Annotated in this window: 19 protein-coding genes and 2 pseudogenes; 20 read left to right on the top strand and 1 reads right to left on the bottom strand. The window is 43.0% G+C overall.

Annotated features, from left to right (window positions below; all coding sequences use genetic code 11):
- From C5S61_RS27720 to C5S61_RS24165, 3 genes and pseudogenes are all read left to right on the top strand, one after another.
- Positions 1-113 (top strand): annotated as a pseudogene (locus C5S61_RS27720) (IS982 family transposase); the annotation flags it as partial.
- A gap of 347 nt (positions 114-460) precedes the next feature.
- Entirely contained in the window at positions 461-1,009 is a 549-nt protein-coding gene (locus C5S61_RS24170) for a hypothetical protein (protein ID WP_110519743.1), read from the top strand.
- A 39-nt stretch (positions 1,010-1,048) separates the two neighbouring features.
- Entirely contained in the window at positions 1,049-1,708 is a 660-nt protein-coding gene (locus C5S61_RS24165) for a hypothetical protein (RefSeq protein ID WP_110519741.1), read from the top strand.
- 231 nt (positions 1,709-1,939) lie between these two features.
- On the opposite strand, the pseudogene C5S61_RS27715 reads toward C5S61_RS24165, so the two are convergent.
- Positions 1,940-2,026, bottom strand: a pseudogene (locus C5S61_RS27715) (transposase); the annotation flags it as partial.
- Positions 2,027-2,103: 77 nt separating this feature from the next.
- Here C5S61_RS27715 and C5S61_RS24155 point away from each other — a divergent pair.
- The 17 genes from C5S61_RS24155 (at position 2,104) to C5S61_RS24075 (ending at position 10,825) form a co-directional block, all read left to right on the top strand.
- On the top strand, positions 2,104-2,511 hold the full coding sequence (locus C5S61_RS24155; RefSeq protein WP_110519739.1) for a hypothetical protein: 408 nt from the start codon (positions 2,104-2,106) through the stop codon (positions 2,509-2,511).
- A 137-nt stretch (positions 2,512-2,648) separates the two neighbouring features.
- Complete coding sequence (locus tag C5S61_RS24150) at positions 2,649-3,200, top strand: hypothetical protein (protein ID WP_110519737.1); 552 nt, start codon at positions 2,649-2,651, stop codon at positions 3,198-3,200.
- Positions 3,201-3,239: 39 nt separating this feature from the next.
- A complete protein-coding gene (locus C5S61_RS24145; protein ID WP_110519734.1) occupies positions 3,240-3,899 on the top strand; it encodes a hypothetical protein in 660 nt (219 codons plus the stop codon).
- 50 nt (positions 3,900-3,949) lie between these two features.
- Complete coding sequence (locus tag C5S61_RS24140; protein ID WP_110519732.1) at positions 3,950-4,387, top strand: hypothetical protein; 438 nt, start codon at positions 3,950-3,952, stop codon at positions 4,385-4,387.
- A 6-nt stretch (positions 4,388-4,393) separates the two neighbouring features.
- Positions 4,394-4,885 (top strand): hypothetical protein, encoded by a 492-nt coding sequence (locus C5S61_RS24135; RefSeq protein ID WP_110519729.1) that lies wholly within the window; start codon positions 4,394-4,396, stop codon positions 4,883-4,885.
- 35 nt (positions 4,886-4,920) lie between these two features.
- On the top strand, positions 4,921-5,622 hold the full coding sequence (locus C5S61_RS24130) for a hypothetical protein (RefSeq protein ID WP_124033504.1): 702 nt from the start codon (positions 4,921-4,923) through the stop codon (positions 5,620-5,622).
- A gap of 107 nt (positions 5,623-5,729) precedes the next feature.
- A complete protein-coding gene (locus C5S61_RS24125; protein ID WP_110519725.1) occupies positions 5,730-6,227 on the top strand; it encodes a hypothetical protein in 498 nt (165 codons plus the stop codon).
- 96 nt (positions 6,228-6,323) lie between these two features.
- A complete protein-coding gene (locus tag C5S61_RS24120; RefSeq protein WP_164689758.1) occupies positions 6,324-6,860 on the top strand; it encodes a HEAT repeat domain-containing protein in 537 nt (178 codons plus the stop codon).
- Positions 6,841-7,236: a HEAT repeat domain-containing protein gene (locus tag C5S61_RS24115; RefSeq protein ID WP_124033503.1), complete on the top strand. Its 396-nt coding sequence runs from the start codon at positions 6,841-6,843 to the stop codon at positions 7,234-7,236. Before C5S61_RS24120 ends, C5S61_RS24115 begins: the two co-directional genes overlap by 20 nt.
- 70 nt (positions 7,237-7,306) lie before the next feature.
- Entirely contained in the window at positions 7,307-7,555 is a 249-nt protein-coding gene (locus tag C5S61_RS24110) for a hypothetical protein (RefSeq protein ID WP_110519719.1), read from the top strand.
- 18 nt (positions 7,556-7,573) lie between these two features.
- Complete coding sequence (locus C5S61_RS24105) at positions 7,574-8,128, top strand: hypothetical protein (RefSeq protein ID WP_110519717.1); 555 nt, start codon at positions 7,574-7,576, stop codon at positions 8,126-8,128.
- A gap of 50 nt (positions 8,129-8,178) precedes the next feature.
- On the top strand, positions 8,179-8,727 hold the full coding sequence (locus tag C5S61_RS24100; RefSeq protein WP_110519714.1) for a hypothetical protein: 549 nt from the start codon (positions 8,179-8,181) through the stop codon (positions 8,725-8,727).
- Between the two features lie 19 nt (positions 8,728-8,746).
- A complete protein-coding gene (locus C5S61_RS24095; RefSeq protein WP_110519712.1) occupies positions 8,747-9,046 on the top strand; it encodes a hypothetical protein in 300 nt (99 codons plus the stop codon).
- Between the two features lie 20 nt (positions 9,047-9,066).
- Positions 9,067-9,372 (top strand): hypothetical protein, encoded by a 306-nt coding sequence (locus tag C5S61_RS24090; protein WP_110519710.1) that lies wholly within the window; start codon positions 9,067-9,069, stop codon positions 9,370-9,372.
- A 20-nt stretch (positions 9,373-9,392) separates the two neighbouring features.
- Positions 9,393-9,896: a hypothetical protein gene (locus tag C5S61_RS24085; protein ID WP_110519708.1), complete on the top strand. Its 504-nt coding sequence runs from the start codon at positions 9,393-9,395 to the stop codon at positions 9,894-9,896.
- 51 nt (positions 9,897-9,947) lie between these two features.
- Positions 9,948-10,496 (top strand): hypothetical protein, encoded by a 549-nt coding sequence (locus C5S61_RS24080; protein WP_110519706.1) that lies wholly within the window; start codon positions 9,948-9,950, stop codon positions 10,494-10,496.
- A 17-nt stretch (positions 10,497-10,513) separates the two neighbouring features.
- Complete coding sequence (locus tag C5S61_RS24075) at positions 10,514-10,825, top strand: hypothetical protein (protein ID WP_110519704.1); 312 nt, start codon at positions 10,514-10,516, stop codon at positions 10,823-10,825.
- The last annotated feature ends 72 nt before the right edge of the window (positions 10,826-10,897 follow it).

Raw genomic sequence — 10,897 nt, 5'->3', positions numbered from 1 at the left:
AAGGATTGGCGACCCGCATTGCGAGCAAGGTGACGCATCTCGTCGTCAAAGCCGTATTGCGGGCGCGATTTGGGATCGATGTCCTCACCTTTACGGTTATCAACGATGCCTAACTCACATCAGGCGTATAATCTAATGAATTAGAAATACGTTATGGAGGATTAAGCGAAGTCGGAATTAAAAATAGATTTCACTTAATCCTCTTTTATTATTTATTAACTATAATTATTTATTTCAATTTTCTTATAATAAATTACTGAATATAAAATCCATCGAGTATAACTATAAAATATAATCATATTAATACTAAATTCATATTCGATTGAGAGATATTTGTAATTCACTGATCCACCAACAAGCCTTGGCTCCTATCTTTCGCACGCAAGGCCATTGTGTGCTTGATTCGGACATATAATTGCATCTCGAACACCACAACATCAACCCATGAAGGAGTATAGCAATGAGATATGTGTTTGCATTCCTATTGGCATGCCTGCTGCTCCAGGGCTGTAGCTCCAGCCAACCAACCATTGTGACCGATGATCTGCGCATCGCTAGCGAGCAGCTCCAGCAGACCGACATTGTTCCCTCGGCAACGGCAATTCCTCCCTCAGTGGTTCCGCCAACCCCAACTGAAGAATGGTATGAATACGCTGGTTGCGAAAACTTATCCCGCCCGCTGTATCCCCAACGACTGCTCTACCCCGACTATCGTGATCTCACCCAGACAGACATACCAACTCCTCCGATCGAGGTTCGGCACACGACATTCAGGAGTTCCGCCGCTGCAAGCACGATCTTAGCATGGTATCGTGAACAGGCCCTTGCCGATGCTTGGCAGGAAAAGCAATTTACGGCAACGATGAGTCGGTATGAATATGGCAATGGAGTCTGTGGGCCTGCATTTGAAATAACGATTACTGTCACCAGCGATGCTACTGATTCGATAGTAACCATGACCCGAGAATTTTCTGGCCCATTTTCAACAGAGCTTTGGCCCAAAGATTAGATCTATCATGTAAACCAGCACACCATCGAAAGGCAACCCATGAGCAACCAGCAAACCTACATCAACCTTGGCTACTACCTTTCGCACGCAGGGCCATGGTGCGATCATTACAGCATCACAACCCCTACGTTTTTCTTTACCCAAGATGCCAAACATCCATTACTGCTTGAGCCTGACTGTATCGATAAAATCACCAATGTTGGCGCGGCAACCGATTGGCTCGGCCAAAAGCTCGATGCAGGCTTTAAATTTCCCTATGTGTTTACGGTTTTTGAGGTTGCTTTGGAGTTTGTCAAAAACTTTTGTAGCAAGCAGCATCAATGGCAAATTGTCAGTCCATCTATTCCCGCGCAGTTTGCTGCACCCTCGCTCGCCGCGATTGAAGAATTGTATCCTCAGACGAAGCCTGCACTGTATTCCATGCTTCAAACTCAACAACCGCTGCATCCAGCCATGCAGCCACTCGGCTTCGATATTCTTTCGTTTGATATTTTTTGTTGGGAATCGTATCTCTATCGGCGAGTCTTGCCTGAAAAACCAATCTTGCTTGAGCTAAATCAGCATCAATTAATCGATTCGTACGCCGATGCAGTGCGCCTGACCAGAACAATCATCAATCGCGAAATCGGCTGGGATGGGTTTCCGATCTCAATTGGTAATTGGGTTCCATGTTTAATTCAGTCCTTCGTTGTAGAATAGCAGCAGATTTCTCCACCATATTTGTCCAAATTCTATGCGGAGCACGATTCTTGAACCAACTCAGCAGCATCAAATCAACTCTTAGCCAGCTCAGCGGTGGTGATTAAGGTTATGTCCTCTGCATGAGATATACAGTTGATGTTGAGACCATCAATTGCGACTGAGAACAAGAGAGTTCTTTGTATTCCATTTGATCTCAATTAAATACGAGGTCTTAATTGGCACCAATCAGCGATAAAAGACGCGACAATTCCGTCTCTTCAGGGCCAACAGCATCCAAATGGTCACGACTTCACTCGGATGCAGGTTGGCGAGTGGAGGCATTCGGAAAATATATCACAAATCCTTCACTTAATTAGCAATAGTGGTTATTTAATCATATGAGGATTAATCGAATGAAAAATTTTATTACACTAATAATTATCTCAATACTACTTATATCTTGCCAAAATAATGATAAATTTACACCAAATAAATATAGTGAAGAAATACCGATCAAATACAAAGAAGATATTTCCAGCAACTATACAGTATTATTAGAAATAAATGATTTTATAAAAAACACAAATGTAAATACAGATACAGTGTTATCAAATGATAATTTATTTAACTTATACTGCAAAGAGACACAAATTTGTCTAGAAATCAAAGATAATACTCAATGGAGTGCTCTTATACAGCCTTCTTATAAGAAATATCATATCACTTTTGAATACTCTATGGGTGATAATATGTATTATGAATGCACAATTGACCAAAATGATAGCCAACCATCCTGTAATACTAATACTAAGATTGAATAATGAATAATGTATGCCTCAACAACAACAATCCATCAATCTTGGCTCCTACCTTGCGCACGCACGGCCATTGTGTGCTTGATTAGGGCAGATAGTTGTATCTCGAATACCACAACATCAATCAATCAAGGAGCATCCCAATGAGATATGTGTTTGCATTCCTATTGGCATGCCTGCTGCTCCAGGGCTGTAGCTCCAGCCAACCAACCAGTGTGCCCGATGATCTGCGCATTGCCAGCGAGCAGCTCCAGCAGACCGACATTGTTCCCTCGGCAACGGCGCTTGCTCCCTCGGTGGCTCTGCCAACCCCAACTGAAGAATGGTATGAATACGCTGGTTGCGAAAACTTATCCCACCCGCGCTATCCTAAACTGCTGCTCTACCCCGACTATCGCGATCTCATCCATACATCTGCTCCCACCGATCTGGCGGAAATACGCAGTACGACATTCAGGAGTTCCGCCGCTGCAAGCACGATCTTAGCATGGTATCGTGAACAGGCCCTTGCCGACGCTTGGCAGGAAGAGCAATTTACGGCAACAACCAGCGAGTATGTATACACGGCAAATGCAATCTGTGGGCCAGCATTCAGTATGATAATCGCCGTCACCAGCGATGATTCTGGTTCCATAGTAACCATGACCCGAGAATTTTCTGGCCCGTTTTCCACAGAGTTTTGGCCCAAAGATTAGATCTATCATGTAAACCAGCACAATATCGAGAGGCAACCCATGAGCAACCAGCAAAGCTACATCAACCTTGGCTACTACCTTTCGCACGCAGGGCCATGGTGCGATCATTACAGCATCACAACCCCTACGTTTTTCTTTACCCAAGATGCCAAACATCCATTACTGCTTGAGCCTGACTGTATCGATAAAATCACCAATGTTGGCGCGGCAACCGATTGGCTCGGCCAAAAGCTCGATGCAGGCTTTAAATTTCCCTATGTGTTTACGGCATTTGAGGTTGCTTTGGAGTTTGCTCAACGCTTTGGCAAAAAGCAATATCAATGGCAAATTGTCAGTCCATCCATTCCTAGCCAGTTTGCTGCACCCTCGCTCTCCGCGATTGAAGAATTGTATCCTCACACGAAGCCTGCACTGTATTCCATGCTTCAAACTCAACAACCGCTGCATCCAGCCATGCAGCCTCTCGGCTTCGATATTCTTTCGTTTGATATTTTTTGTTGGGAATCGTATCTCTATCGGCGAGTCTTGCCTGAAAAACCAATCTTGCTTGAGCTAAATCAGCATCAATTAATCGATTCGTACGCCGATGCAGTGCGCCTGACCAGAACAATCATCAATCGCGAAATCGGCTGGGATGGGTTTCCGATCTCAATTGGTAATTGGGTTCCATGTTTAATTCAGGCCTTCGTTGTAGAATAGCAGCAGATTTCTCCACCATATTTGTCCAAATTCTATGCGGAGCACGATTCTTGAACCAACTCAGCAGCATCAAATCAACTCTTAGCCAGCTCAGCGGTGGTGCATTGTGGTATCACGGTGCCAGCTGCGACCTCGAAAGTTTTGTTATTCGCGTTATCGAGCCAACCACCCGTGAAATTCAATATTACCAATTGACAATTAACTGTGCTTGGCGTTTGCGTCAACAGCATCAAGTGGTGCTCAGCAGCGATGATTACTGGTTTGAAGACGATAACTCTCTTAGCTTCGAGCCAAACGTCGCGGCATTTTGGGCCACGCATAATCCCGCTAATTTAATTATTTGGGCGATTGATGTGCAGCCCCAGAGTGGCGATCTCTGCTTTTCAATCAATCATGAATATAAACTCGACATTCTAATCAATGCAGCAGCTGGTGAACATTGGGTTTTGTACCGCGATGGGCTGAAAATTTGCAGTTATCGCAGCTAGGAGTTTATGCACGAAATTTCGATCATTCAACAAAAACTGGCATGTTTGCTTGGCCAAGAGTTGTGGGATGGCTTTGATGTTGGTGGAATCTGGTGCTTGCGGATTGGCGCAAAGCGCATGACTATCAACCGCAAACAAGAAGAAGTTGAGATTAGCCGCTATGGCTTGCATATTAGCGGCGAATGGCGCTTGTGGCAAAACCAACGGATTATTATCGGCAGTGGCGATTGGTTTCAGCCCGATCCTGCTGGCGTTGAACGTTCAGCTTTGTACAGTTTTTTATCCAGCTTTTGGCCTCAATCGTTATTCATCCGCAGTATTCAAATCAATGCTATCGGCGATGTTAAATTGCATTTGAGCAAAAACTATTGCTTAGAATTATTGATTAGCTCAACCAATAGTGAGTATTGGCGCTTGATCGATGATGATAATGATGAGCATTTTATTGTTGAGGCAAATGACGATGAAGAAGAGCAAGCAGATTTTGATAGGAGCTAGGATAAATAATGTGGTACGATTGTGGTTATTTGCTCATGACCAAGATTCAGCGTCCATCCGATCTCGATCCAACGCTGTTTCCTGAAAAAATGTTTGCCTTGCGCGATTGTAGTTTCAATGCGCTGCCTGAGCATTGGTGGCGTTATTTCAGCGCTGACCCAAGCGATTTGGTGGCAAAAGAATTAGCTGATTGGTATCAAAAAAATGAAGATGATTTGTTACTGCCCAATATTTTCACAACCCTCGAATTGGCCCAAGAATTTGCATTAAAATTACCAAAACAAAGCGAAGCATTGCAAATTGTGCGGATTGGCTTAGCTGCCCAATATCACGAGCAATTCATGGCTGAGCAAACTGCAAAGCGCCCAGGTGAACAGCCAGAAGGGTTTTTAACCATGCTGCGCCAGCCAAAACCGCTGCCAATCGAAGCGGGTCGCTGGCTGGGAATTGAGCTAGGCTGGTTTAGCTATAGCAGCATTCACACGTGGGTCTGCGAATCAGACAATCAACAATTGATTCGCAATAATCCACCAGTTGATTGCATGCCGAATCAGTACGGGTTGCAAAACGATTTTGCAGCGGCGCAATATCTCATATCGCAGATTGAGATCTACAATGGCATCAATGATGATACACCACTACCCAAGGTCTATCCGTTTTGTTTGATTGCCTATGATACGTCTTTCGCAATTACCAAACAGCAGATTCTGCATACAACTAAGAGCAATAACAACTAATATTATTTGCTGAAATGATTGAATTCTATATGCGTTGCTTCGCTGCAACCAAAAACCTATTTTCGCGTACATATACCGTTGATAGGCTAATACAGAGGGGCAAAAGCATGAGATTGATGTATGGGTTGGCTTTAATTTTGATTTTAGTTGGTTGCCAAAGCACAGCACCAAATAATAACTATAATCAATATCTTGATACAAAAATTGAAGAGTTATATGGAAAACGCTTAGATAATTATCTTATATTTGGTGTCGTCTACAACAGTAAATCAGCGAATACCGAAGTGCAAATTATTGATCTAGAACGAAAACAATTAAATTATCTGAAATTCACTCAGGATTCGCACGATATTTCTGAAATAAAAGCTGCGGGTAATGATCAAATTTTAAGGTACACGGATTGCAATCGGATGGTCGGCAAACTTAACCTTAGCCCACAAACAGCAATTGAACTTGCAATTAAAGATGAATCTACCATTAACGGGAAAGATTTATTAGTTGTCTATATTCCTCATGTACTAGATAGATGTACTAATGAATGGATGGTAACTACGAGCGATTATATTGCATTTATTAATGCTGAGACTGGCGAAATTAGACAATAAATCTTTAATGAAGCTATTTTAGCCTCGGACGCTGGTATGAGCCAGCAGTCGAGGCTTTTTGCTATACTCGCCCTAGCAATTTCCCCAGCAGAGAGTATGATGATGAACTCAATCGATAATTCGGAGACTTATACGATTGCCGAAATGCAGGCACTGGCTCATCATCCTGTGGTTGAACAACGACAAACCATTGCCTACGATTTGCGCTTTTCAACCAACCCTAACGCCTTGCTGCTTTTGGTCGAATTATTAAACGATGCTGATCATCAAGTGCAACTTAATGCGATTCGCTCGCTTGGCTTATGGGGCGCGCGCCTAAACTCGCCAAGCAACATGCAACCAGCAACACAAGCCTTATTAGCACTGGCACAAACTATCAACGACCAAAGGCTGCTTGATTGCATCTTGTGTAGCCTTGGCGAAATAGGCGATCCAATCGCGATTGATTGGTGTTTGAGCCAATTGATCGAACAACCACGCTCACGTTTGTGTGCTGCTGCCGCCTTGGGTGCGCTCAAAGCCGAACCAGCGCGTCCATGGCTTTTGCAAATAGTGACCGATCAGCGTGAATCGTCGCTGGTGCGCGTAACCTGCATTGAAACCCTGAGCCAGCTTGCAGAAGATTGCCAGTAACCAAGCATTAATCATTGCATTGCACGATTCTATGGTTGAAGTGCGCGAGCATGCTGGTTTGGCGCTCTGTCAATTAGGCGACTTTAGCGCCTTCAAGCAACTTTGGGCCTACATTCGCAGTGAAACTGCGATCAAGCCGAGCCAAGTTGCCCATTCAATCGCCTTATTTGGCGACCAAGCTTTCGCGCCAACCTTGGCCCTGTTGCACGATCCAAACCCAAATCTGCGCTATTGGGCGGCTTTGGCACTGGGCATGTTCAACAATTCGCTAGCGATTCCAGCTTTAGTCAATTTATTGCATGATCAGGCGCAAACTCATACCCGCGCCTTGGTTGCCAGCGCCGCCCGCAAAGCGCTTAAACGGCTCCAAGCTTAGCTACATAGCAACCTTAGTGGCACTTTCACGTACAATGAGCAAGTTTCAATTTGCATTGAAGGGAATGGTTATGAATCAGCAGCAGCTCGACAAAATCAATTTCATTGTTGGAGCATTCTTAATCCCTACGGGAATTGTGTTCATTTACCAGACTTTAGCGAACAATATATCGTGGAATGGAATTTTTGGTGGGATCGGGTTTATTTTAATGGGAGTAAGTTATTTTCTGCAGAAGAAAATCAATAGCACTACTAAAATCATTCTTAGCGCTAGCGCACTTCTGTTTTTCGTAATTAATTTTATTATTACGGTTGTTTAATCAGAAAGCGATTTTATCATGAGCTTACAGCGTTGGATTATGCTTGGTTTATTGGTAGTATTCGCAAGTAGTGTTGGGGCTTATATTTGGCTGAATCAGCCAGAGCCACGGCCAATTCCGCCAGCAGGTTGGCAAACAATCGAACAAGCTGATTTGATTATTTCGTTGCCGCCAGAATATATTGTGCTTAATCCAACGCTGGCTAATGCCAATCAAAAATTTACCGAGACCTATAGTGGAACTTATAAAACCTTGGTAAAAATTGCCACTGATCCGGTTAAAATCGATTTTTTGGCGGTTAATCCTAAAAATGGCGATACGATTGCGATTATAGATAAAGCGTATAGCAAAAATTATCTCCCTGTTTTTGATCAATTTGATGATGTTACCGATTTGCTGATCGATATTCGCAAGCATAACCAGCAGCCAGTGGATGTATTTACTACGAGTGATCGCTCTAGAAAATACAATAAAGAGATCATATTTCAAGTTTTTAGCGAAGAATCACAATTCTCTCAAAGTGAGCCTATTTTTGAATTAATTGGTCAGAATATTGTACTCCTCGATAATTGATTATTGGATAGGGGTCTAGTGATTGGATTGGTTACGAAAGAAGGTTTGAGATGCGGACAGCACGTTGGATTATTTTCGGCTTACTGGCAATCTTTGCGTTGATTATGGCCTATGTTTGGTCAATTCAGCCAGTGGCTCCAGCAGAACCGCCGCCTGGCTGGCAAACATTTAAACAAGGCCCATTAACGGTTGTGCTGCCACCAGAGTTTATCGTGCTTGATCCAAACCAGCCTGATGCTAACCAGCATTTTACCCAAACCTATAGCGGCACCCACGAAAGCTTGGAGAAAATTAGCACTAGCCCAGCAAAAATCGAATTTCTGGCGGTTAATCTTGAAAATGGCGATATAGTTATGTTGATTGATGAAGCAAATCAGCAAAGCGAATCAACGCTACTCAAACAAATTGATAATGTTGCAGAATTATTATTTCGGATTCGCGAACACAATATCATGGATACAGAATCGTTTTCAAGAACTGGCAGTATATCAGTAAATGATACGTTAATAGCATATTTCATTAGCGAAAAATCTCAAATGCTTCAGAGCAATGATGCATTTGAACTTATCAGACTCCAGATTAAAGTAGAAAAGGAATAAGTATCGAATGGAGAGATTTATGCAAGAGCGTCAACGCTTCAATACCATTTACAATGATTTATTGATAACGCTTGATCAGCATGTTTTACGTGGTGAAGATCGAGGTTTTCTCGGTACAAGAGTTTTATTCGAAATACCTGTCGCGCAAATTAGCTATGTTAAGTTGCGTAAACGTTGGATTTGGTTTGGCAGCCAAGGCTTTGAAATTAACTATCGCAGGCAGCCGAAAGGCGCGTTATTTGGCGCATTTTTTGCTTCAAATCAAATTCAACAATGGATCGATGCATTCAACGCAGCAGGCATCAAAATTATCGATTAATCAAACTTAGGATAAACATCATGCAAGAACGAATTAATACTATTTTTGCTCGGAATCCTACATTCGTGAATTTCAATCAACAAGGCTTTATTATTAAAATCCTTTGGATCTTTTTTGTAAACCCAAAATATCATATTCCAATCGAACAAATTAGTTATATTCAGTTACGTAAAGAATTTCTGTTTTTTGGCAAGCAAGGTTTTGAAATTAACTATCGTCTTTATCCAAAGGGTGCGTTACTAGGCTTCTTTTTTGTTTCAAAGCAGCCTCAAGCGTGGATCGATGCATTCAACGCAGCAGGCATTAAGCTTATCCCAAGCCCATAATTAATTCAAGGATTCTACTCATGGTTAAGAAATTTTTTGATTGGATTGTGGGTCATAATCTCTCAATTGAGCCATGGCAACTGCAAACACTCAATTGGCAGGTTGCAGAATATCAGCTTGATTGGGAACTAGCCGAATCGGAAGCCACACCAAATCAGCCTTGGCTTTCGGTGCGAGCAACTGCCGAGTTGCTTGATCACATGGTCAACGAGCAGCGCTTAACCGTATTTTGCTACCACAATCAAGAATTTGCCCAAGCCGCTGAAATTTGGGCTGAGATGTTCAGCGATTACGATTTTGTTTATATTCTCGCCAACGATGCGCAGGCAATGTTCAAGCCACTGGCCCAGCAATATCGCAACATCGGCACTACAACCATTCGCGATAATCGCGCCAATCAGCTGATTTGGCGACATGACGCGCTTTTGCCCGAAGCTATCATCGAACATAACGAGGATTTGCTGATTCTTGGTCACGATGCTGATAGTCTATTTTTGATTCGACAGAATGCAATAGCCAGTTGAAATTAATCCATAATTCGGATTAATAACGAATAGCTATACAAGGAGTAGAAAATGGGTCTGAATTGGCGAAGATTGGTTTTAGGTTTGATTCTATTGAGCTTGGTTGGCTGTAGCTTTGAATCAAAATTCCTCAATCAACAGGAGATCGATGAGGTGTTGCAAAACGAACAAGCAAGTTTGCTACACACGATTAATACAGCAACCAATACTGTTGTTTTTCTGCAAACGCCGACTGGCAAAACGTGCCGTGTTTTTAGTAGTGGTTCGAGTGAATCAGGTTTTAGCCAATCCCACGAGGGTATCTATTATCCCTCTGCTGCAAATCAAGTAATAGTGCTAGAGTTGGTAAGTTATGCGACTTTGCCACCAGAAGATATGTTTTGTATTTCGATTGAAGACCAACAGTTGCAACAACAAACGCAAACGATCACAATTCATCAATCGAATGGGCAAACCCACACTATTAAAACCAACGGCACAGCCTATAGTATTACAGTTTTAGCCATCGACCAACAATCAAGCACGGATAACTATCGCAAAGTCGAGTTTTTTGATGCAACGGGCAAGCTCTTGCACACCGAAAAGCCAGCCATTCGATAATCTAATAAAGGTTAACCATGCAGTTTCGGCTTAAACATGAGTATCTGGTGAGTAGCCTGCTCTATGGCGCAGCGCCATTGTTGCTGTATGCCTTGCTCGATTCGCTGTGGCTCGGATTATTCCTCGGTTTTTGGTTGGTGGTTGGCCTGATTCGCTGGTTTACTGCAATCATTTGGCGGCCATGGATAGTATGGCTTGGCTATGCGGCAACGCTTGGCTTGGCGGCCCTGATTATAGCGTTGGGGCTGCATCCAACAACCGTAAGTTTGTATTTTTTGGCATGGCTCGCTGCAGGCGTGGTGGCGAGCATGCTGCTTAATCGTTATTAAACCTCAACGACATTACCTCATAGCTAGGCCTCAGGAACGCCCGCGTACCAGCAATTTTCTGCTAAGATAGCC

It is taken from the genome of Herpetosiphon llansteffanensis (genome assembly GCF_003205875.1).
Lineage (GTDB): Bacteria > Chloroflexota > Chloroflexia > Chloroflexales > Herpetosiphonaceae > Herpetosiphon > Herpetosiphon llansteffanensis.
The sequence above is the reverse complement of the archived record's forward strand: the minus strand, read 5'-3'. Positions and strand labels throughout refer to the sequence as shown.

Bases quoted from the DNA above. Each gene is read 5' to 3' on its own strand.
- C5S61_RS24170 (WP_110519743.1), top strand. From the start codon at position 461: ATGAGATATGTGTTTGCATTCCTATTGGCATGCCTGCTGCTCCAGGGC.
- C5S61_RS24165 (WP_110519741.1), top strand. From the start codon at position 1,049: ATGAGCAACCAGCAAACCTACATCAACCTTGGCTACTACCTTTCGCAC.
- C5S61_RS24155 (WP_110519739.1), top strand. From the start codon at position 2,104: ATGAAAAATTTTATTACACTAATAATTATCTCAATACTACTTATATCT.
- C5S61_RS24150 (WP_110519737.1), top strand. From the start codon at position 2,649: ATGAGATATGTGTTTGCATTCCTATTGGCATGCCTGCTGCTCCAGGGC.
- C5S61_RS24145 (WP_110519734.1), top strand. From the start codon at position 3,240: ATGAGCAACCAGCAAAGCTACATCAACCTTGGCTACTACCTTTCGCAC.
- C5S61_RS24135 (WP_110519729.1), top strand. From the start codon at position 4,394: ATGCACGAAATTTCGATCATTCAACAAAAACTGGCATGTTTGCTTGGC.
- C5S61_RS24130 (WP_124033504.1), top strand. From the start codon at position 4,921: ATGACCAAGATTCAGCGTCCATCCGATCTCGATCCAACGCTGTTTCCT.
- C5S61_RS24125 (WP_110519725.1), top strand. From the start codon at position 5,730: ATGAGATTGATGTATGGGTTGGCTTTAATTTTGATTTTAGTTGGTTGC.
- C5S61_RS24120 (WP_164689758.1), top strand. From the start codon at position 6,324: ATGATGATGAACTCAATCGATAATTCGGAGACTTATACGATTGCCGAA.
- C5S61_RS24110 (WP_110519719.1), top strand. From the start codon at position 7,307: ATGAATCAGCAGCAGCTCGACAAAATCAATTTCATTGTTGGAGCATTC.
- C5S61_RS24105 (WP_110519717.1), top strand. From the start codon at position 7,574: ATGAGCTTACAGCGTTGGATTATGCTTGGTTTATTGGTAGTATTCGCA.
- C5S61_RS24100 (WP_110519714.1), top strand. From the start codon at position 8,179: ATGCGGACAGCACGTTGGATTATTTTCGGCTTACTGGCAATCTTTGCG.
- C5S61_RS24095 (WP_110519712.1), top strand. From the start codon at position 8,747: ATGCAAGAGCGTCAACGCTTCAATACCATTTACAATGATTTATTGATA.
- C5S61_RS24090 (WP_110519710.1), top strand. From the start codon at position 9,067: ATGCAAGAACGAATTAATACTATTTTTGCTCGGAATCCTACATTCGTG.
- C5S61_RS24085 (WP_110519708.1), top strand. From the start codon at position 9,393: ATGGTTAAGAAATTTTTTGATTGGATTGTGGGTCATAATCTCTCAATT.
- C5S61_RS24080 (WP_110519706.1), top strand. From the start codon at position 9,948: ATGGGTCTGAATTGGCGAAGATTGGTTTTAGGTTTGATTCTATTGAGC.
- C5S61_RS24075 (WP_110519704.1), top strand. From the start codon at position 10,514: ATGCAGTTTCGGCTTAAACATGAGTATCTGGTGAGTAGCCTGCTCTAT.